At 52.7% G+C, this 20923-nt stretch carries 16 protein-coding genes; 4 read left to right on the top strand and 12 right to left on the bottom strand.

The genetic code is table 11. From position 1 onward, the window contains the following. Positions 1-398: 398 nt before the first annotated feature. Complete coding sequence (locus PAGR_RS21705) at positions 399-638, top strand: hypothetical protein (RefSeq protein ID WP_014598192.1); 240 nt, start codon at positions 399-401, stop codon at positions 636-638. Between the two features lie 267 nt (positions 639-905). On the opposite strand, the gene PAGR_RS21700 is transcribed toward PAGR_RS21705, so the two are convergent. Then, entirely contained in the window at positions 906-1676 is a 771-nt protein-coding gene (locus PAGR_RS21700; protein ID WP_014333036.1) for a DeoR/GlpR family DNA-binding transcription regulator, read from the bottom strand. A 486-nt stretch (positions 1677-2162) separates the two neighbouring features. Next, a complete protein-coding gene (locus PAGR_RS21695) occupies positions 2163-3356 on the bottom strand; it encodes a diguanylate phosphodiesterase (RefSeq protein WP_014333035.1) in 1194 nt (397 codons plus the stop codon). Positions 3357-4046: 690 nt separating this feature from the next. On the opposite strand from PAGR_RS21695, the gene PAGR_RS21690 reads away from it, so the two are divergent. Then, a complete protein-coding gene (locus tag PAGR_RS21690; RefSeq protein ID WP_014604582.1) occupies positions 4047-5843 on the top strand; it encodes a sensor domain-containing phosphodiesterase in 1797 nt (598 codons plus the stop codon). 47 nt (positions 5844-5890) lie between these two features. On the opposite strand, the gene PAGR_RS21685 is transcribed toward PAGR_RS21690, so the two are convergent. The 5 genes from PAGR_RS21685 to PAGR_RS21665 all read right to left on the bottom strand — a co-directional run bounded on the left by PAGR_RS21685 (position 5891) and on the right by PAGR_RS21665 (position 11579). Further along, positions 5891-6562: a hypothetical protein gene (locus PAGR_RS21685; protein ID WP_014333033.1), complete on the bottom strand. Its 672-nt coding sequence runs from the start codon at positions 6560-6562 to the stop codon at positions 5891-5893. 260 nt (positions 6563-6822) lie between these two features. Next, positions 6823-7338 (bottom strand): GrpB family protein, encoded by a 516-nt coding sequence (locus PAGR_RS21680; RefSeq protein ID WP_014604581.1) that lies wholly within the window; start codon positions 7336-7338, stop codon positions 6823-6825. A gap of 15 nt (positions 7339-7353) precedes the next feature. Further along, a complete protein-coding gene (gene rluF / locus PAGR_RS21675) occupies positions 7354-8226 on the bottom strand; it encodes a 23S rRNA pseudouridine(2604) synthase RluF (protein ID WP_014604580.1) in 873 nt (290 codons plus the stop codon). A 208-nt stretch (positions 8227-8434) separates the two neighbouring features. Further along, a complete protein-coding gene (locus PAGR_RS21670; RefSeq protein ID WP_014604579.1) occupies positions 8435-10411 on the bottom strand; it encodes an autotransporter domain-containing esterase in 1977 nt (658 codons plus the stop codon). 289 nt (positions 10412-10700) lie between these two features. After that, complete coding sequence (locus PAGR_RS21665; RefSeq protein ID WP_014604578.1) at positions 10701-11579, bottom strand: MurR/RpiR family transcriptional regulator; 879 nt, start codon at positions 11577-11579, stop codon at positions 10701-10703. A 500-nt stretch (positions 11580-12079) separates the two neighbouring features. Here PAGR_RS21665 and PAGR_RS21660 point away from each other — a divergent pair, with 500 nt between their 5' ends. Together PAGR_RS21660 and PAGR_RS21655 are read left to right on the top strand one after the other, a co-directional pair. Next, on the top strand, positions 12080-14209 hold the full coding sequence (locus PAGR_RS21660) for a TonB-dependent siderophore receptor (protein ID WP_088900765.1): 2130 nt from the start codon (positions 12080-12082) through the stop codon (positions 14207-14209). Next, positions 14196-15332 carry an ABC transporter substrate-binding protein gene (locus PAGR_RS21655; protein WP_014604576.1) on the top strand — a complete coding sequence of 379 codons (1137 nt, stop codon included), beginning with the start codon at positions 14196-14198 and terminating at the stop codon, positions 15330-15332. Before PAGR_RS21660 ends, PAGR_RS21655 begins: the two co-directional genes overlap by 14 nt. Positions 15333-15387: 55 nt before the next feature. Here the strand turns inward: PAGR_RS21655 and PAGR_RS21650 are convergent, their stop codons facing one another. The 5 genes from PAGR_RS21650 to PAGR_RS21630 are packed head-to-tail and all read right to left on the bottom strand — an operon-like array spanning position 15388 to position 20768. Beyond that, positions 15388-16359, bottom strand: a complete 972-nt coding sequence (locus tag PAGR_RS21650; RefSeq protein WP_014333023.1) for an XdhC family protein — start codon at positions 16357-16359, stop codon at positions 15388-15390. After that, positions 16356-16955, bottom strand: coding sequence for a nucleotidyltransferase family protein (locus tag PAGR_RS21645; RefSeq protein ID WP_014604575.1), 600 nt, complete (start codon positions 16953-16955; stop codon positions 16356-16358). The genes PAGR_RS21650 and PAGR_RS21645 overlap by 4 nt, the downstream gene beginning before the upstream one ends. A gap of 2 nt (positions 16956-16957) precedes the next feature. Continuing rightward, a complete protein-coding gene (locus tag PAGR_RS21640) occupies positions 16958-19294 on the bottom strand; it encodes a xanthine dehydrogenase family protein molybdopterin-binding subunit (protein ID WP_014604574.1) in 2337 nt (778 codons plus the stop codon). Beyond that, positions 19291-20283 carry an FAD binding domain-containing protein gene (locus PAGR_RS21635; RefSeq protein WP_013028038.1) on the bottom strand — a complete coding sequence of 331 codons (993 nt, stop codon included), beginning with the start codon at positions 20281-20283 and terminating at the stop codon, positions 19291-19293. Before PAGR_RS21635 ends, PAGR_RS21640 begins: the two co-directional genes overlap by 4 nt. Then, positions 20280-20768, bottom strand: a complete 489-nt coding sequence (locus PAGR_RS21630) for a (2Fe-2S)-binding protein (protein WP_014333021.1) — start codon at positions 20766-20768, stop codon at positions 20280-20282. The genes PAGR_RS21635 and PAGR_RS21630 overlap by 4 nt, the downstream gene beginning before the upstream one ends. Positions 20769-20923 lie beyond the last annotated feature (155 nt).

The following is a 20923-nucleotide window of genomic DNA, read 5'->3' as shown; positions in this document are numbered from 1 at the left end:
TTATCTGGGCCTGAGGGGGCGGAAGCGAAAATGGCGGCTCATGCACAAGCGTAAAACGCGCGCTACCCTGTTGTTGAAGCCAACAACACCAACCGCGATCATATGGCTATAAATAGTGAAGATGTCGCAGGCCAGCTGTCGCGTCTTTTCTGTCTGATTTATCGACGCATAAGGTAACGCCTGTCCTGCTGCCCTTTCCTTTCTTCTGCACCGCTGTCAACAGGCCTTCGAAATCTGTCCTTCCCGTAGTAAGCTACGCCCTACAGCCAATATGGGTCATGTCCATTGAGCGTTGAGCAATGACGAAAGCTGACGGTAACCCGTTTGACTATAATTAACAGATTTAAAACCCCTGCCAGATGGCTTCGTTTATGGGCTGGGTGTTCAGGAATGGAAGTATGCTGACTGAAGAACAGTTGAATCACATTGTCACCCACCCCGACGACGTTTCTCATCAGGTTGTGGCAATGGCAAAAGAGTTACTGGCCTACCGGGCAGCTTTCGCGCGGCCCTATGCAGTCATAGAACCTTTGGGGATGACCTACATCGGCGATGAAAATGCAGCCATGGTCTGGCACCCAAAACATGGTGAGGACGGCGATACACGTTTGTATCTCAAACCCCTGATAGACGAGTAGCGCTCGCTGGCGGGATAACGGTTGCGTGACCCAGGCGCGTATTTTATCAGCCGGTTCAGCGATGTCGTGTTCTGGCGCCAACCCTGGTACCTGCCTGACGCATTTATCCTGTCGCAAACCCTTAACCCTTTCTCAGCCGCGCGCTCCTCTAGGCAAATCTTGATGCCATGCCCGGGCAATAATCTGTGCCACGCGGTTAACGCGCTGTTCCGTCACGCACTCATCCGCACCCGATGGGTCTGCAACACCGCCATAGGCAACGGCGTGTTACACGGGTTCCGCGATCGTCAGCGCAGGGAGTGGGTTTGACAGCAACCTTTGCCGGATCTCATTATCCAGGTTGGCATCGGTGACAATATCCGTAAGCTCCTTCAAATGCACCACGTTGAACAGCGACCATGCGCCGTATTTTGAGCTGTCTGCCAGTAAAATTCGGCGCTGGGCGTTCCTGATCAGGTCCCGTTTGAGCGCGGCCTTTTCTTCTGTAGGCGACGTCACGCCCTTAACCCCATCCCATCCGTTACCGCTCAGGAAGGCAATGTCCGGATGAATATTATTAAGCAGTTTTCGCCCGTGGTCACCAATGCACGACTGGCTGCTTTCATCAATGCGACCGCCAATAATTGTCACTTCAATCTGTTTGAACTCAGACAAAAACAGCGCGATATGGAGATCGTTGGTGATCACACGCAAAGGCATATGGGTAATCTGTCGCGCCAGCTCAAACATGGTAGTACCGGCGTCCAGTATCACCGCATCACCGGCTTTGATAAAACTGGCCGCAACGCGGGCAATCGCGTGTTTCTCAGCCAGATTGCGCGACGACTTTTCCAGCGTCGTGGGCTGAGAAGGGATAAACCGGTTCAGGGTAACGCCGCCATGCGTGCGACTGACGACACCTTCGTGATCGAGTTTAATCAGATCGCGTCTTATGGTCGCAGGTGACGCACCGGTCACCGTAACAAGCTGTTCAACCGTGACCAGATTGTTGCCTTTAAGATAATTCATGATCGATTCTAAGCGACTGTTTTCTTTCATGTTATGTGTACCTGAACAGGTTTTTATTTTCCGTAATGCTGCCATGATCGCAAACTGTGCTTTTTGTGTCCAGGTAATCTCTGGAAAGGTGATTAACTCAGCTCACTGGTGAGTAATACCGCTTTATGCGCCCGCCTCCTGACCACCCTGCTCAGACTGTTCAGGTAAAATCGTTTTAATTTCTCTGACGAAAAGTGGAGACATTAAATATTGTCGCGGAGTACGGGGAATAGTTATTCATCCCTTTCGCAACACCACACCAGCACTCTTGCTTGCTGGCTGACGATTAACAATGAATCGCGATAGAAGATAGCGGAACGGTAAAAATGGCGATATTCAGGCTGAATTCAAAATGCGTAGTAGGAGAGAAGGATAATACAGGGCGGGAACGTAGAGCATAAGTGGAATAACAGCAGCGTTCCGTGCTGCCAGGAATAGATTACCGATAAACGTTCAGACTATGCCGTTATAACGGCATGAGCATACTTACATGGCGTCACGATATTCTGGCCAGGCAACCGCATCGGACTGCCCCGAATCTGGCGACGCAAACAGACTGCCCTGAAAGTTGATCACGCCCGCGGCTTCCAGCCACATCCACTCTTCCGCTTTCACGATGCCTGCGGCAATTACCGTGATTTCTAATGCTGAACAGCATTTGATGATCGCCTGAACAACTGCCTGTTTCGGGCCGCTTCGATGAACATCCGTGGTGATACTGGAATCAATACGAATGCGATCGGGCTGAATGTGGGTCAGTAATGACAATCCCGCCGATCCCGCACCGAAGTTATCAACGGACAGGCTGATACCGGCGGCTTTAAGCTCCCTGACAGCCACGGAAAATGCTTCCAGCCGTGAAATAACTTCGGTTTCACTGACGCCAATGACCACCTGCTCCGGCACCAGACCTGAGGCGTTGATGGTTGCAACAATTTTGGCAACGGCGTCCGGCACGACCACCAGCGTCATAGGAAGCAGGCTGACATACAGGGTCATTTCATCCGGACAAGCCCTGCCTGCCATCTCGAAAGCTTTAATCACGGCATCAAGGTCGGCATCATGTAACTTTTTATCCGACCCATTGGGATCGCTGCCGCTGTGGCGCGTATCCGTAATCGCCTCAATAGCCGTCACCTGCCTGGCAAGGGGATCAACAACCGGTCGGAAGGTGATACCCGAAGGAGAGGATTTTGCCGCGCTTGAGGCAGGCGCTTCAGGAATGAATTCCCAGTATTCTGACGGTAATACCTCGTAGTAGTTTTCTTTTTCACGCGCTTCTACGAAGGTACGCAGGAACTGCAGCGCTCTGTCAGCATAGGTCAGCTGATATTTGGAGGTGCCTTTATCGAGAACCGCCTGAAGCACGGTTGAACGATCGTGTTCACGCAAATCGAACAACTCCATTCCGGCGTTACCGAAGCGACGGGATGGCGCGTAGTCACGCATCAGTTCTACCACGTTGTGATGTCGGCGATCGGCACAGATACGTTGGTAAATAGCAAGAACGCCCTCTTCCGGGCCTTCCAGCAACTGGAAGAAATGTGTGCCATTAAACAACAAAATGCCTGTCACTTCATGGGAAGCATTAAGTATGCTGGCATCATCCACCATTCCTGGAAGCGTCTTAACAGGAACGTCATCCGAAATGTGGCTGCGATAAATAATGGTGGTCAGCAAAGGGCAGCTCCAACGTCGTCGTGATTGTAGAAGATAGCTTATCAGTTATTGTCCAAACATGCAGGTATCGGTTCGCGAACAGGCACAATAATTTACATTAATATACTACGGTGACGACGCTTCATCGCGGCACGATCCGGATTAATCTTGTGGCGTCGTGAAACCTATTCATTAAGGTTATTTATTTAAAAGTGCCTATTCACCGTAAAGATCCCGACATGGCTTATAGGTTGACTTTAACGCCTCGTTACCGCCCGCCATTGAGACAAGATAATGCCTTGTATTAGCTGACATTGCAGACGTAACCATTGAGTGCCATCTCGTCAGGCGGCGTAATGCACAACGCATAAATGACATAAAACCCGGCATGTATACATTAAAAAAAACGAACAATATCTGAAATTTAATTTAGGGCTGAATGATAAAATAAAAGTGAAACGCTTGATTAAAATGGCCGCACTATTATTTATAATATTTCAGCGTCAAACTTCTTAACCAAAAAACAACGCCAAAAAAACGGATACAATTTGCATTAAGTAAAAAGACATGAAAACTTTATAATTCCTACCCTCACTCTCCACAAGAAATAAATTAATTGCTTTTGCCTTTTATATTGATTGGGTTTTATTTCCAGCATTTGTCGTACACTCTTTTTTTGCAGTTCTATTCAGCAAACGGGCAGGAGCGGGAATGTCTATGGAATACACTAAAAAGGAACCTCACCGCACCAGTGAAAAAAATGCACTCAGCATTTCCGATCGCGGCCGGGATGAAGGTCTGAAGAAATTTCTGCGTCTGGCCAGCCAGCTGCTGGGCACCCATGGAAGTTATATTACCGTTCTGACCGATGAACAGCATATTGTTCGCGCCAGTTATAATATTGAGCTGCAAGATTCATCTCGCGAGCAGGCCTTGTGCCGGCACGTGGTCGAAGGCGGCGCAACGGTCGTTGTCACGGATACCTGCCGTGATGCACGTTTTGCTCATCATCCGTTAATAACGCATGCGCCTTTCATCCGCTTTTATGTCGGCACGCCGCTAAAAAACAAAAATGGCCTGATGCTGGGGACGCTGTGCGTAACGGATACGGTACCGCGCCCTTTCGACAACCAGCAAAAAAATATCTTTGAATCCCTGGCAGCGTTAGTTATCGCATTCCTTGACGCCTGGCACTCTGCGGCTTTTGTCGAACCGGTTACTGGCCTGGCGAATCGGGAACGTCTTGTTCGTGATATACAGCTCCTTGCTAATCTGAACGACACGGCTTCTCGCCGTCTGGTGCTGATTGACTGTATCGATATGTCACGCGCGTTCGAATTATCCCGATCGTTAGGTATGGCATCGCTGGAGTCGTTGCTTAAAGATGTGGCGACGCTTCTGCCTTTACGCCTTCGACCAATCAGTGGCGGCATGCTTTATACTATCGCCACCGGGCGTTTTGCGATTTTAACCCATACTGACAGCCACATCAGTGCGCGCTGGGTGGTCGAGCGTCTTAATGGAATCAGTGCTGATGTCGGTGATGGTCTGACTATGGCCCTGACCACCTGCGTCGGGCAAACAGATTTTGTTGCCGGTGATGCCCCCGCCCATGAGGTTCTCCGACGAGCAGTCAATGCGCTGGAATATGAGAGTGACCAAAAGGTCTCGCCGTTTCGTCTTGATGAATTAAGCGATTCAGGCTGTGCGCCAGATTTTACCCTGATGAGCGAACTGGCAGAAGCCTTACGACACAATCACGGTTTACATTTAGTTTTCCAGCCCAAGGTATGCCTGAAAAGCGGCAAACCTGTGGGCCTTGAAGCACAGATGCGCTGGCACCATCCGTTGCGCGGCGACCTGCCGGCAGATAATTTTGTCACGCTGGCTGAGGGAACAGAGCTGGACAAACAGCTCACAGCTTGGCTGGTCGACCGCGCTATTTGCCGCCTTAAGCGTCTCCGGCATCACCCTATTCAGTTACCTGTAACGATAAGTCTTCACGAGCGAGATGTTGCTGACGTCGCTTTTGCAGAAAAGCTGGCGGAGAAAATGCTAAAGGCAGGGCTGCCGGTCTCACTGCTCATCATCAAGATAGTGAAAACGGAGCATATCATTGACAGCCCGGCCGCCATGCTGGGGCTGGAAATGCTCAGACGTCTGGGATTCAGTATGTCGTGGGAGGATGCCGCTAAAGGCTATAGCAAAATACGCTACCTTCGCCAAAGCCCGCCTGTCATCATCAAGCTTAATAACGTCCTGGCAAACGCGATCAATGCAAAAATCACTTCACGGCTGATAGCGCACAGTATTTTTAGCGCCTTAAAAGAGTTTAATACGATCGTCTTAGCGGATGAAACCGCCTTTCACGCCGCGACGTCACCCCTTGCCGCTCCCCCGCAAGATAATGATGTCGCATATGAATATTTCAATATCAAGCCCATGGCCGAAACTGAACTGGATGCCTGGCTGCGTTGGAAGATACCTGGCGAGCCTTCCGGACACTAACGGTTTACCCTTCTGAACGGATTGCGAGGAGAGGTCTGGCCGATTGTTTATTTCTTTGCCAAATAACGTTTATTGTCACGCGCCTGAATACGCGCTTCCACGGGCGAGGGAAAAATATAATTATACAGGTCACGATACAGGCTCAAATGCTTGATCACGCCTTCACGAATGGTTTTTGTCATATCATTCACTAAAAAGTCACAGGTAGTCTGAAAACTTCCCATTTTAAAAAAGGCTTTATCAAAAACCGTGACTGTTCCTTCCCATTTCATCAGGTACTCATCTCGCGTCGCATCGTGACTGGCAATAAACAGACCTTTATGGGATTTAACACCGTGGTTGCCAACATACGTCACCGGAGAATCATAACCACGCTTGCTGCGCCAGCGGCAAAATTCATAAGGAACATCATAATGCGGCAAAATAAAATCGGGGCAGCGAAAGTGCGCGTCGCTTAATAAGCCGTCGAGCGTGACAGAAAAATGCAAAAAATCCTGCATGAAATCGAACTGCCGCGTTTTAGTATATTCAACATGGATGTTGAAATTACCGGATAATACGTACCAGTAATTAGTAAATCCATTGACCAGAATACAAAAAACCTGCCAGTCACTGAGACGACGATCCCCCGCTAACCCTCTGAAACGACTGATCATCAACCTTGATTTTGGATGCTGATACGCTTTAAGTAACGGATCATTCATACCTTTCAGTAACATCAGGCCCACTCCTTAGTAATTTGGCTTATCCTGCCATGTCGTTTTCATCCTGAAAAGGTGGCGTCTTCTGATTATGCGGCCTGAGGCACTGGCCTGACGCTTTCTCGCACGCATTGGCTGTTCCCACATGCTTTATCTCATCGTTTCAGGCACTTTCGCCAAACGCCAGTACGCGCTTGCTGCTGAATGAAAAAGTGTAGAGGGCAGAAACAAAATTCCAGAAAAGTTGCGGGTAATGGAGAGCGAGGCTGTGGAAGAAATCAGAAGGGAAAGAGCGCCAGTGCGCATTGCTGATGAAACTGAATAAAATCATGTTTCAATGCGCAATAGATCTTCATATCGCCCTGGCAGGCACGTTGTGCGGCGTATTTGACCGCAGCATATTCATGGCGAATCGCGGGAAAGTGTCGCAAATAACCCCGGAACGCCAGGTGCCGTATGATATGCGGACTCCCCGGGAGAAAAGCATGAATCTGGTGGGTACGCGCCTGAACACCTTTAGTAAAATAGCGTCTTCCCGGAATACCGTTTTCTCCGCGCGGTTGATAGCCTGCCTGTATTAGCCCAGACTCTGCTGTTGGCGCATCAGGATTCATCACTTCTGCCAGAATATCGATGACAGGTTTGGCTGATAACCCTTCAACAGCCGTACGGCCAATGTGGTGGATAGCCACAAGATGCTCACCCAATGCCGCCGCGATAACGGCAGCTTCGGTAGAAAAGTGATCCGCCCATTCGGGCCGGTATTCACGGATAATCAAAGGGAAACGACTCATTGATGCGCATCCGTTCTAGCGCCCTTTTTTCTTACGACCCGGCTGGGTAAAGCGCTTGCGTGACGCCGGTTTATCCTCTGACTTTTCGCCCTGTTTAACGGCATTTTTTGCCGGTTTCTTTGCCGCCGGACTCTTCTGTGGTGTTTTCTTCGCTGGCTTGTCTTCTGAAGAGGAATTTTCGAGTAACTTAAACAGTTCAACCCGTTCATCATCCGTGAGATCGCGCCATTCTCCTAAAGGGATCCCTTTAAGATTGACGTTCATGATGCGCGTGCGTTCAAGCTTAGTCACTTCATAGCCAAAGTGTTTGCACATGCGACGGATTTGCCGGTTAAGCCCCTGAACCAGCGTAATACGAAACACGTAAGGCGCTTCTCTCTTTACTTTGCATTTTTTGGTTACCGTACCCAACATGGGAACACCTGACGCCATGCCCGCGATGAATTCGTCGGTAACAGGCTTATCGACGGTCACCACATATTCCTTTTCGTGGTTGTTGCCGGCACGCAAAATTTTATTGACCAGATCGCCATGGTTGGTCAGGAAAATTAGGCCCTGAGAATCTTTATCAAGCCGACCAATAGGGAAAACGCGCTTGCTGTGATTGACAAAATCACTGATGTTATCGCGCTCGCCTTCTTCCATAGTGGTAATAATGCCGGTTGGCTTGTTCAGCGCAATCAGCACCAAATCATCTTCATCACGTGGCTCAATTAACTGACCATTTACTTTTACGACATCGCCTGCAAAGACCTGGGCACCTACCGCCGCGCGCTTGCCATTGATGAAAACGTTGCCTTGTTCGATAAAGCGATCGGCATCGCGGCGGGAGCATATTCCGCTCTCACTGATGTATTTATTGAGCCGTGTAGATGATTGGGTCAGCATGGTTCCTCCAAAAACGCGCACTATACCTTACCGAAACCCGCTTGCGAAGCGGGATCCGTCAAACTTTCTGAGCCGTTCACCCTCCCTCAGCCAGGTAACGATTTATCTCGTGGCGATGACCTCAGGACACAGGCCGGGGTATCCGGCAGTCCAGCGCCCGGGTTCATGGGCAAGCAAACTTTTATCGCGTCCCTGCGACAACATCCTCTTAAAAACGAGCGCTCAGGCCCAGGTTCCATGTGACGTCGCGATAATCACGGTCACCCACCACCGTCGAAACAGCGGCAAATGCGGTCACCGTCTCGCCCAAGGGCACATTGGCGCCAACGGCCATATCCACCCAGTCTTTATCCTGGCCTGCGCTGGTGCGCCGGAAGGTGGTGCGGGTAGATTTTAACCCCGCGCTCACGGCTGAGTCGGTGTCGCCAAACTGGTGGTTATAGCTGACCTGCGCCCAGGGGTTTACCCATAATCCTTGGGTGTCGATACGCCAGCCCGCTGCGCCAATCTTTGAGTGCCGCGTTTGATCGGAGAAACGCATGGCGCTGCTGCTGTCGCCCCGTTCCTGATAAGCATCTGCCTGCACGTAGTCCAGTGCATAGCTGGCTACCGGACCGGTAGTGATGACCTCGCCTAACGGTAAATCCCAGCCTGTCTGGACGCGCAGCCCCATCAGTTTACCCCCGCTGCTTCCCTGCTCCGTTCGCGTTGCAGGTCCAAGTTTTATCCGCCGTTCTATTGCGTCGTAATCCAGATCCGCATAGTGGACGTCGGCGTTAAGCCAGAGCCGATCCATCAGCTGCAGCTGGCTCCAGAGCGCAACCATATTGCCACGCAGTCGGTAATCATACCGATCAGAGGGATGCTGGCGTTGACTGGTGGTCGACAGCAACGCACCGGCCTGCCAGTTATCGCTCAGTTGATAACCGATGCCCACAGACAGGTTGGCGGTATCGGTGTCGCCATCATTGAAAACATCGTTTTTATTGCGGGCATGCTGACCGGCATAACCGCCAAATACGGTGAACTGACCGGCCTCAGCGGGTTGCTTGCGCTGCTGCTGAAGATGGCCATCCAGTGTGTTGTGCATGTCATGCAACATGGCCAGCGGGGCCTGCGTCAGCACCGCAACCTGCGCGGGTGCATCCAGAATCGACTGAATGTAGTCGGCAATGATGGCATGTACCGCCGGACTGGGATGAAGGCGATCGGCGAACAGATAATTTTGCTGGGACGAAAAACCTGCTGTTGATGAGGTACAGTCAACGGAGGAGGTTCCGGGCGGACAGGCCATGCCTGCGGTATTACTCAATCCATAAACCGCGGGGTTGTCGATGACTTCACTAAAGAGCCCATTAATATCAACCCGGACGATATTTCCCTGGGTATTTGCCAGCGCGTTTTCCTCCAGCTGATTGTACCGCGCCGTCAAGGCTGCCGCCTGAGCGCTCAGCTGTTGCCAGGCGGCGAATAACTGCTGCGCAATCAGATCGCGAACCGCCGGGACACCGGAGAGTTGTCCGGCTGCCTGATTGAACGCAGCCTCAATAGCCTGCTGTCTGGCGGCACTGTTGGGCGTTGCGGCAGCATCCAGTGACTGAAAGGCAGCGGACACGGCTGCGGCACTAAACGGCTGAAGAATCGCCTCGATCAGTGCGGGTGTGGCGCCTACGTTAGGGACTGTCGGCACAATCACGGTGCCTGCGCCAGCATTGAGCAGCGCTTTCACCTGACTGGCGGCCGCACCGGCACTGTTGTCAATGAGGGTGGTTGCCAGCGGAGGAAGCGCAACGGCTGCGGCCAGGTCGTTACCGCCTATCCAGTGAATATATAATCCGTTGGGATCGGCCCGACCGTTGGTCGATACGAGGTAACGCGCCACCTGATCCTGAGTATTAAACTGCGGATTAATAGCGGCTACGGCAACGGCCCCGCCTGCCGCGTAGTTGCTGCCGCCCTGGGAAGAAGGCTGGAGCGTAAGCCCTGCCTGCCGCGCAAGGATTTCGTCATACAGCGGATTGGTTGCAGAATTATAGGTAAACCGACCCACATTTCCGGTATCGCTCAGGCTGTCACCGAATACGGTAAGACTGTCCCATGCCATGGCCGGCAGCGGTGTTGTCAGGGCACTCACCGTGGCCAGCGCCACTAAGGATACAGGAAACCACACACGCGCTCTCTTCATCATTTGCTCCGCTCAGGGATGTAACAAGGATGGATAAATCGAAGAACAGCAAATAACATCACGGCTCAGTAATAGCCGTTGAGAGTGAAAGGCTCCAGGTGAAAGCTGGGGTGCGCTCGCAAAAACGAAAACTTTTTTTAAAATTCCGAAAAGTGCCAGCCACAGCCGCACCTGAGCCCGGAGCGCGAAAAACGTGCCCGGCGAGGCCAGGACGGAGGCAATGTCGTCAACCCTGGCGGCCGTGGACAGGCCTCATCAGGTTGGGGCTGTGTGACACCCAACGAAGGCGCTATTTTTTAGCCGCAGGCTTAAGCCCGCGGTAAAGGTCCTGCAGTCTTTTCATGGTTTTCACGGTGCGGTCAGGCAGGGAGGAGGCAACCGACAAAATCATCATCTCCAGGCAAACCATTACGGTGCCATGGAGCGGAATTCGCCCCTTCTCTCCACCGCGTGGAACGTTGATTACCACATCCGCTTCGCGGGCAAAAAAGGAGTCAGTGGCATTCGTGAGTAAAATAATGGGCACGCCGAGTCTTTTGGCTTCACGCACCACGATGCTTCCCTCACGGTGGGCAGACTTCTGCGCCATCATGATCAGCACATCGCCGCGCTGCAAGGCCAGCATTTGCTCCGCCAGCGCTATCCCTGCCCGATTAAGTGAGAATGACGCCAGGCCGATTCGGTTTAACAGGCGGGCGCTGTAGTCCGCAAGTATGCCTGAGGCATTGATGCCAAAAATGGCAACCTGACGGGCTTCGATCATCAATCCGGTAGCCTCGGCCAGCGCCTGACGGTTTTGCTCAGAGGATAAAACATGGCAGGCATGAAGATGCCCCTGCAAAACAAAGTCTATTGACGAGGTGACATCACGCGTTACGTCGTTGACCGTGGTTGTCATCTTCTCCTCTGACGACATGCCAGGGCCGAACCAGGCCTGCAGCACTTTTTTCAGATCGCGTAAGCCCGAAAACCCCAGCGCCTGGATTGCGCGGATAACGGTGGCGTCAGAGGTATGATTGGCGTCAGCAATATCCATCGCCGTGCTGTCAAGCACCGTTTCCCGGTTGCTATTGATGTAATGCGCGACAGCCAGAAGGCGTGGAGAGAGTTGATGCTCACGTGACCGGATACGCTCACCCACGATATCAACGCGGCTTTTAGTCTGCATTGCGATGATCGTCCGCCTTATCATTTTCACTAGTAAACATGTGATGTTATTCCCGCACGTATTGATCCTGAAGCGACATGAGTGCCGGAAACATGAATGCAGAAGGCCCCAATAAGCCGGATAAAGGATAATGTTTCTCATTTCCCGCCTGCAGATAATGGCCCTGCACAATGTAGTCAGCAAGCAATTTTATCGCACACAGGATCCTCCTCTTGGGACAGCTTACGCGTTCACTCGCCCAGCATGAATTAAAAAAATCATTAAATTCAATATATAAAGTCATTCACGCACCGCTTTTACTGCATGCCAGGTAACATTTCAGAATGTAGTGAAAACCCTCTCTTTTCTGTTTACTACTACATCAGCCAATGATTGAATGATTATCAATTACAAAAAAGCGTGGGCGAGGTGATGCGGTTATCTGCCCGTCGCTGAATAAATACACGCAATACACAGGGTTATTCCCTTTATTTCTGTCATTGATGATCAGCGAAAAAATAATGAAAAAACGTTCCAACGAGATTAAAAACCTGGGGATCCAGCAGGCAGTCATGCTGGCGATGTGTTCTGGCGCGTTGCTTGCCCCGGGTAAAGGCCTGGCGGCGGTCAGTGATAATACGGTGACGGTAACCAGTGACGCAGATCGTCACGATGGCTACACCATCCCCACCACCAGCGTGGCCAGCAAAGCCCCGGTGGCGCGTCTGGATGAGGCACAGTCTGTCAGTACCGTGACACAACAACAGCTTGATGACTACCAGGCCAGCAGCCTGAGTGATGCAATGCGTTTTGTCAGTGGCGTGTCTGAAGCAAACACCCTGGCAGGCACGGAAGATGGCTTTGTGCGGCGCGGTTTTGGGAGTAATTCTGATGGGTCTGTTTATCGCGACGGCATCCGCAGCAGCCAGGGACTCAATCTGGATGCCACCACGGAACGCGTCGAGGTGCTAAAGGGTTCGGCTTCGTTACTCTACGGTATTCAGAATCCCGGTGGGATCATCAACGTGATCAGCAAAAAGCCGCAATATTCCTGGCACTCAGCGGTCAGTGGCCGCTACGCAAGCGAAGGCGGCGGTGCCGGTACGCTGGATGTTACGGGCCCACTGGGCAACGGCGTTGCCTTCAGGCTCATCGCGGAAAAACAACGCCAGGATTACTGGCGTAACTTTGGCAGTGATGAACACTCGCTGCTGGCTCCCTCTCTTCAGTGGTATGGGGAGAAGGCCAGCCTGTTAATCAGTTACAGCGATTATCGTTATGATATTCCCTACGATCGCGGCACCGCGTTTATCAACGGCTCACCCCTCTCACTGCCCTACAAACAGCGGCTGGACGATAAAGCCAATCATGCCTGGGGACGCAATCAGGCGCTGAACGCCCATTATGACTGGCAGTTCAACGACAGCTGGAGCACGCGCCTGACGCTTGGCTGGAATCAGCGCCGTTATGACAATAATGAGGTGCGGGTAACGGCCATTGATCCTGCCAGCGGCGTTGTCACCCGGCGCGCGGATGCCAATCGCGGCTTTAATCAAAAAACCAAATACGTTTCCTGGGATGTTCTGGGCAATCCGGAACTTTTTGGCATGACGCATGCGCTGGTGTTTGGCACCGATTATGAAATGAACCAAACCTACCGGGCGCATCAGTATCAGGGCAAGAATGACAGGCGCTTCAACTATTTCAATCCGGTTTATGACATGCTGTCTCCCGTCACCGACAGCACGACAGAGAATACGGCGAATGCCAACAACTTAAACCGTATCCACAGCCGCTCGGTTTATGTCAAAGACAGTATTTCGCTGACGTCCGACTGGATCGCCGTCGTGGGCGGGCGTTACCAACATTATGAGCAACGAGCTTCAAAAGGTTTTAACCCGGTCGTTCAGACACTGGATGATGAAGGGAATAAATTCCTGCCACAGGCCGGGCTGATTTATAAAATCACGCCAGATATTTCGCTCTACACCAGCATAAGTAAATCCTTTACCCCGTCAACCGATGTTGATGATGCGGGCAATGTCAGTCAACCCGAACAGGGAACGACATGGGAAGCAGGGAGCAAATGGCAAATCACCCCTCGCCTTTTCGCCTCGGTCGCCTTCTACAACATTGATGAAAGGCAGATGTCGTTGAGCATTAACGGCACCACCCGCCCTATTAACAAGGCGCGGTCTCAAGGGGTTGAGCTTGAGGTTAATGGTGAAGTGGCGCCCGACTGGGACATCAGTGCCAATTACAGTTATGACAATGCCGAAATCGTCGATGACAGAATTAATCCGGCCAACAACGGCCATCGCCTTCAGAATGCACCTGAACATGCCGGGGCGCTTTACCTGAGTCACAACCTGGTGATACGCAGTTTACCCGGTGATTTTCGTGTAGGTGGTGGCGCACGCTATGTTGGCAGTCGCGCCGGCGATCCGGATAACAGCTTCTCTTTGCCGGATTACGTTGTCGCTGACGGCTTTATTGCCTGGAACAATCAGCTACTGGGTAAAAAAACGCAGTTAAGACTGAATCTTAATAACCTGTTTAACAAACACTACTACACGTCGAGCGGCGGTAACCTGCGCGTACGTGAAGGTGAAACCCGTAACCTGATGGTGCAAGCCCGTGTTGAATTCTAATCCCTGCAAAACAATCTGGCGGCTCCTGCTCCTGCTGCTCTCCATGACAGTCAGCAGCGTCGCCTGGGGCAAGACGATTACTGATATTAATGGCGATCGGGTTGATATTCCCGATCGTCCTCAGCGTATTGTTCTCGGCGAAAGCAGAATGTTGTACACCTTCGCCATGCTGGAACCCGGCAATCCGTTCAAAAGGCTGGTCGGCTGGCCACAGGATCTGAAGAAGTATGACCGGCAAACATGGAATATTTTCGCGCACAAATTTCCAGAGATGCTCAACATACCGTCGTTAGGTTTTGATGGAATAAATGATATTAATCCTGAACAGGTGATTGCGTTAAAACCAGACGTGGTGATCCTGCCCGAGTTCGCCCGCAGCAGTGATGCCGGGCAACGGCTGGAAAAGGCGTTGAAAGCGGCAAACATTCCCGTGGTTAAAATCGATTTGCGGGTCCATTTACTGCAAAACACCACGCGGAGTGTTGCCATCCTTGGGGATGTACTGGATCAGCCACAGCGTGCATCGGCGTTCAACCAGTTTTATCAGCAACATATGCAGGTTATTCAGCAGCGCCTTGCCCGTTATCAAGGCCCTAAACCTACCGTGCTGCTACAGCTCCACCTGGGCCGCCGCAATGAATGTTGCGTCACCGCTGTGAATGGCAGTCTCGGCGAGGTGTTGCCGCTGGCAGGGGGAGATAACATTGCCGGTAAAACCCTGGCTGGCGTTTTTGGCCGACTGAATGAAGAAGCCGTGATTGTCGCGCATCCGGATTTTTATTTTGCGACAGGTAGCGGAGACAGCGGCGATTCATCGGATCTGAAGATCGGTCCCGCCATCAGTTCGGCTGAAACACGCGCGTCCCTGATCCAGCTGACTGCGCAACAAAATGGCCTTAAGCAGCTTCGGGCCCTTCATAACGGTCATGCTGCCGCGCTGTGGCACAACTTTTATCTCAGCCCGTGGCACGTTGCGGCAGCGGAATTTTTTGCTAAAACCCTTTATCCGGATCGGTTTAAAGACGTTGATCCGGAACACACCCTGCAGCAGATATTCACCACGTTCCTGCCTGTTCCCTATTCAGGAACCTACTTTTATTCGCTGGAGAAAGCATCGCCTTAAAGCGCGGTCTGGCGGCAGACTGAACATCGCGCCGCCAGAACCGGCTGGTATAATATCAGTGTTGGTTTTTGACCCTTACGATATCGGCCATCACTGATAACGCTATCTCCGCAGGCGTTTTACTGCCAATGGCCAAACCTATCGGTGCCTGAATCCTGGCCAGCTCATCCTCAGCCAATCCGGCTATCGTCGTTAAGCGTGCCTTACGCTTAGCGCTGTTTTTTACCGATCCCATGATGCCGATATAAAAAGCGTGCGTATTGACCGCTTCCATCATGGTTAACTCATCAATACGGGGATCGTGTGTTAACGACACAATAGCGACAGCAGCATGGGCACCGTTTAACTCCAGCCAGCGCGCAGGATGCTGTGGCACAATCGTCACGTTGTCTTCACCCGAAAAATGACGCTCCAGTTCACTTAACATTGCCGAACGATGCTCACAGACGCGCACATGAAAACCCAGAAGCTGCCCAAGACGAATGCATTCAAACGCAACCGTGGAATACCCTGCCACCAACAGTTCAGGAATCGCGCCGACTGGCAACACGATGTCGGGGTCCTGATAGCTAAGCACGGGTAACGCGGCCGACGTTGCAACCCTCTCCCACGATGCGCGCTCGCCCACGGACAACTTTTTGATCATCCGGGTTTGGCCGATAAGCGCCTGATGCATCGCACTTAACAACGCGCCGCTGAGCATGTCAGGAAGCAGATGTTCCACCAGCACGTCCAGACGGCCGCCACAAGGCAACTGCACCCGGGTTTGCCGTCCGCCATCACCATATCGGACAACCTGGCTGCTTATCCGGTAATGCCCTTCCGCCAGACGTGCCAGGAAATCTTCTTCAATGCAGCCGCCAGAAAGCGAGCCACAGCAATCACCGCAGGCGTTAATCGCCATCATTGTCCCCGGCGCGCGTGGGGACGAACCCCAGGTGCGAAGTACGGTGCACAGCCAAATCGCCTGTCCCGCCTGATGCCAGTTCAAGGCCGTTTCGATAACCCGCTGATCCAGCGTAATCATGAGCTGCTCCTTACTCGCAGTAAGTCTTCCGGGTAATCAATATCCTCCAGGCAGCCCCGATCGCTGAGCGGCACATAGCGGATTTGCTGGTTTAACAGCAAATGTTGTGCCCCCGTATCGCCTGAAAGCTGTTGCAGCGCGGGAAAAAATGCTCGCTGGAAGCCAACCGGATGGCCTGGCTGTCCTTTGACCCACGGGCGTACAAGCGGTGAAGCATGCAACGCCTGCTCCACCGCCTGATAGCTGTCAGTCGTGACAAAAGGCATATCGCCGAGCGCGATAATGACGGCATCATAGTCCAGGCAGGCGCTGACGCCTGCTGCTATGGAATCTCCCAGCCCCTGACTGACACATAAAACAGCACGCACGTTGTCCAGCAGCACATGAATAGCCTTATCTTCCGGGCGCGTCACAACAATGATATCCATACCGCTTGCCCTTGCCTGTTCCAGCGAATGCCGGAGGACGGCTTTTCCTTGCAGTACCGCCAGCAGTTTATGCTGGCCGCTTGCCTGTCGAAACCGGCGGCTCATCCCCGCCGCCGTGAGCACAATCGCCGTCTTCACATCCGCCTTCCCGGCAACCTCGCTACCCATATTTAAAGGATTTTATCCAGCGTGATGGGTAAATCCCTGACGCGCTTACCGGTCGCGTGATAAACCGCATTGCTGATAGCCGCAGCGACTCCCACGATGCCCAGTTCACCGACCGTTTTCCCGCCCATGCTGGTGGCCTGATAATCAGGTTCGCCGACATCAATGGTGGTAATCTCGGGAATATCCGCATTCACTGGAATCAGATAATCGGCAAGATTATTGTTAATCACCCGACCATTACGCGGATCGATAATGCCGCCTTCGAGTAATGCCTGACCTACCCCCATGATCATGCCGCCCACCCACTGACTTCGGGCGAGTTTAGGATTATAAAGTCGGCCACTGTCGAAGGCCGCGACCATACGTTTCAACCTTATGGTGCCAAAGTCTTCGTCCACCCGCACCTCAACAAACTGTGCGCTCCAGCTGTGGGCCGAGACCGTATCCGGTCGGCTCATTTCATTCAGGCTACCGGTAACGCTGTCCCGTTCCTGCGCAGACATGTTCGGTGAAAACGTGCCGCCTTCAACGCTGAGCCCATTAAGGTTAGCCAGCTTAAGCAGCGCCCCCAAATCAATGGCCTGAGACGGTTTAGCCGTGAGATGGATGCCACCCTGGGCCAGAGTGAGTTGGTCATGCGAAATGCCGGCAAGAGGGGAACCTGAGGTCTGACTGGCCAACGCCAGTAAACGGGCGCGCAGCTTTTTCGCGGTATCGTCTACGGCAGCGGTCAGATTCCCTGCCAGCTGGGAGCCGCCCGCAACGCCAGCCCGGGGCAGTTGCGTATCGCCTAATTCAACATCAATGCGCTGTGAATCAACGCCCAGAATATCTGCGGCGGTTTGCGCCAGTATGGTGTAAGTGCCGGTACCAATATCCGCTCCTGCGCATTGCACAACGAACTGACCTTGCGGAGAAAGCAGAATTTTAGCTTCCGCTGGCATGGTGTTGACCGGGTAGGTCCCCGAGGCCATTCCCCAGCCAATCAGTTCGCGTCCTTCACGCATCGATCGGGGCGCCATGACGCGTTTATCCCAACCAAACGCCTCAGCCCCTTTTTGGTAGGCCTCTTTAAGCCGACGTGAACTCCAGGGAAGATCTTTTTGGTAATCACGATCGGCCCAGTTAAGTAGCCGAAAAGCCAGGGGATCAAGATCCAGTGCGTAAGCCATCTCATCCATCGCCACTTCAAGACCGAACGCGCTGGGGTTTTCACCCGGTGCGCGCATCCAGCCAGGCGTCACCGTATTAATAGGTCTGACCTGATGTTGGGCAGAGAGGTTTTCGATGGCATACATGCGGCCAGTGACCTTGCTGCAGTTTTCGGCGAACACGTCAATAAGTGATGTCTCACTAAAACTGCGCAGGATAACGGACTGAATCTTTCCTTCCCGCGTCGCCCCCATTTCCAGCTGTTGTGAGGTTGCCGGACGTCCGCCCAAACCCGTGAAGGTTTGCGGTCGCGTCAGTGACACACGAACCGGACGATTGAGCGCGCGCGAGGCCACACAGGCCAGCGCAACATGTGTGTAAGGCACGGGCTTAGAACCGAAGCCGCCCCCCACATAGGGCGAAATGATACGCACCTGTTTGGGTGAGATGCCCATCCATTCCGCAATTTCGACCTGGGCGCCCATCACCCACTGGCTGGGTTCCCAGACGGTCATATGATCGTTCTCCCATTGTGCAATACAGCCATGGGGTTCCATGGGCATATTGTATTCACGCGGGGTCGTGTAGCGCTGATTGATGCGGACTTCAGACTGGTTCATGGCGCTCTGCGCATCACCCATCTCAATATCCTGAGGTGGGAGCGGCTTGGGTTCCACCCCTTCATCTGTCGGTGATATCAGCGCAGGCGTGGTGTCATAGTCAATCTCTACCAGCGAAGCTGCGTAAGTTGCCTGTTCGAAGGTTTCGGCCACCACCAGGCCAATGTTCTGACCGTTGTGAATAATCACGTCATCCTGGATCGGCGTGTAGGTTGTCTGCGCGGCGCCCCCGTCAGCGATTGCCGTCGGCTGATGAATTTTCAGTGAATTGAGATGCGTATAAACGGCAATAACACCCGCTGCGCTTTCTGCTTTAGTGGTATCCATGTGTCTGATGCGACCGCTGGCGACGGTGGACTGGATGACCACGCCGTGCACAGCATTCTCGGGTGTATGTTCGATCGCGTAACGCGCTTTTCCTGTCACTTTAACCTCACCATCACCCCGGGTGCGCGGCGTTCCCAGTCCTGACAGGCTTGCGGGTGCGCGGCGATAGCGTTCGTTGTGATCGCCTGTGGAATCCACGGCGTTCCCACTGTGAAGCAGGTCGTTTTGGTCATGGGTCATACGATTTCTCCTGCCGCCATCAAGGCGCGTGCGATTACCCGCGGTGTAAGCTGTATTTTATGCGCATTCCCGGAGAGCGCCTGTGTTTCCTGGTTAATCAGCTCTGCAGCCTCATACAGCGTTTGGTGCTCAAAAGGCTGTCCTGTCAGTGCCTGTTCAATGCGGCGCGCGCGCCAGGGTTTTGTTGCCACACCACCTAAAGCAATATGGACCGTTTCGATCATTCCCTGATTAAGCGTGAGTCCAACGGCTGCACTGGCGCTGGCGAATTCGTAGGAGGTGCGATCGCGGACTTTTAAATAGTGAGACTGCTTAAGCGCCGGGGAGCATGGGATCTCAATGGCTACGATGATTTCATCCGCCAGCAACGCATGTTCATGATGGGGTGTATCACCTGGCAGAAGAAAGAAATCTTCAATCTGAATGCGTCGGCTCTGCTGCTGGCTGTTTTGCACCACAACCGTTGCATCGAATGCCGTCAGAGCGACCGCCAGGTCGCCGGGATAAACCGCCACACAGTGGTCGCTGTTTCCCAGAATAGCGTGGTTGGTATTCACACCATGCCGCGCAGCGCAGCCGGAGCCAGGCACGCGTTTATTGCACGCAGAGAAGGTGGCCGGATCGCGATAATACGCGCAGCGTGTGCGCTGGCATAAATTGCCGCCGATAGTAGCCATGTTGCGAATCTGAGGCGACGCCGCCTGCCATAAGCTGCCGTACAAAGCCGGCGCCTCGCGTTCACAGGCCGGATGATTCGCCAGCTCACTCATAGTGACCAGAGCGCCAATGGTGATGTTATCCTGACCAAAATCAATCGCAGACAAGTTGGGTAATCCAGCGATATCAGTGAGCCGGGACGGCGTAAAGACACCACATTTCATTAAATCGAGTTGTGTCGTCCCACCCGCGATAAGATGATTTTGGGGATGTTGTTTGGCGCCAGCAGCATCCTCAACGGACTGCGCAACCTGCCAGTGAAATTCATTCATCGTGCCTCCTCCGCCATTTCCGCCGCGGCCTGTTTAATGGCATCAAGAATGAAAGGATAAGCACCGCAGCGGCAGAGGTTGCCACTCATATATTCCCGAATTTCGTCGTCAGAACCGGTATGGCCTTCTTTGATACAGGCCACCGCAGACATAATCTGACCTGGCGTACAGTAGCCGCACTGGAAACCATCATGCTCAATAAAACAGCGTTGCACCGGGTGCAGTTCACCCGAGGACTGTTCCAGACCTTCAATTGTGGTCACGGCTTTACCTTGCGTCTGCACGGCCAGTGTCAGACAACTCAGTACCCGCTGCTCGTTTACCAGTACGGTACAGGCACCGCACTGCCCCTGATCGCACCCTTTCTTGGTACCGGTCAGGTTAAGATGATCGCGCAGCGCATCTAATAAGGTTACGCGAGGATCGATGCTGATCTGTTGGGTCTGACCATTGACCTGCATCGTTAACGGTATTGTTTCTGACATTGTCTTTTTCCCATGGTTGCAGGGCCGGTTAGGTGATCGGTTACTTATACATAACGGGCGAGATAAGAACGGGGAAAGCCGGATAACCCTGATGTTTACATGCGTATGTACGTCATTAGGTTTAGCACTTATTTTCAGGGTAAGAGGTAAAAAGA

The sequence above is a fragment of the Pantoea ananatis PA13 genome, from assembly GCF_000233595.1.
GTDB classification, from domain to species: Bacteria; Pseudomonadota; Gammaproteobacteria; order Enterobacterales; family Enterobacteriaceae; genus Pantoea; species Pantoea ananatis.
The sequence above is the reverse complement of the archived record's forward strand: the minus strand, read 5'-3'. Positions and strand labels throughout refer to the sequence as shown.

Coding starts and splice junctions, on each gene's coding strand:
- PAGR_RS21660 (WP_088900765.1), top strand. CDS start 12,080: ATGAAAAAACGTTCCAACGAGATTAAAAACCTGGGGATCCAGCAGGCA.
- PAGR_RS21635 (WP_013028038.1), bottom strand. CDS start 20,283: ATGAATGAATTTCACTGGCAGGTTGCGCAGTCCGTTGAGGATGCTGCT.
- PAGR_RS21650 (WP_014333023.1), bottom strand. CDS start 16,359: ATGATTACGCTGGATCAGCGGGTTATCGAAACGGCCTTGAACTGGCAT.
- PAGR_RS21640 (WP_014604574.1), bottom strand. CDS start 19,294: ATGACCCATGACCAAAACGACCTGCTTCACAGTGGGAACGCCGTGGAT.
- PAGR_RS21690 (WP_014604582.1), top strand. CDS start 4,047: ATGTCTATGGAATACACTAAAAAGGAACCTCACCGCACCAGTGAAAAA.
- PAGR_RS21705 (WP_014598192.1), top strand. CDS start 399: ATGCTGACTGAAGAACAGTTGAATCACATTGTCACCCACCCCGACGAC.
- PAGR_RS21665 (WP_014604578.1), bottom strand. CDS start 11,579: ATGCAGACTAAAAGCCGCGTTGATATCGTGGGTGAGCGTATCCGGTCA.
- PAGR_RS21670 (WP_014604579.1), bottom strand. CDS start 10,411: ATGAAGAGAGCGCGTGTGTGGTTTCCTGTATCCTTAGTGGCGCTGGCC.
- PAGR_RS21700 (WP_014333036.1), bottom strand. CDS start 1,676: ATGAAAGAAAACAGTCGCTTAGAATCGATCATGAATTATCTTAAAGGC.
- PAGR_RS21680 (WP_014604581.1), bottom strand. CDS start 7,338: ATGAGTCGTTTCCCTTTGATTATCCGTGAATACCGGCCCGAATGGGCG.
- rluF (WP_014604580.1), bottom strand. CDS start 8,226: ATGCTGACCCAATCATCTACACGGCTCAATAAATACATCAGTGAGAGC.
- PAGR_RS21630 (WP_014333021.1), bottom strand. CDS start 20,768: ATGTCAGAAACAATACCGTTAACGATGCAGGTCAATGGTCAGACCCAA.
- PAGR_RS21645 (WP_014604575.1), bottom strand. CDS start 16,955: ATGGGTAGCGAGGTTGCCGGGAAGGCGGATGTGAAGACGGCGATTGTG.
- PAGR_RS21685 (WP_014333033.1), bottom strand. CDS start 6,562: ATGTTACTGAAAGGTATGAATGATCCGTTACTTAAAGCGTATCAGCAT.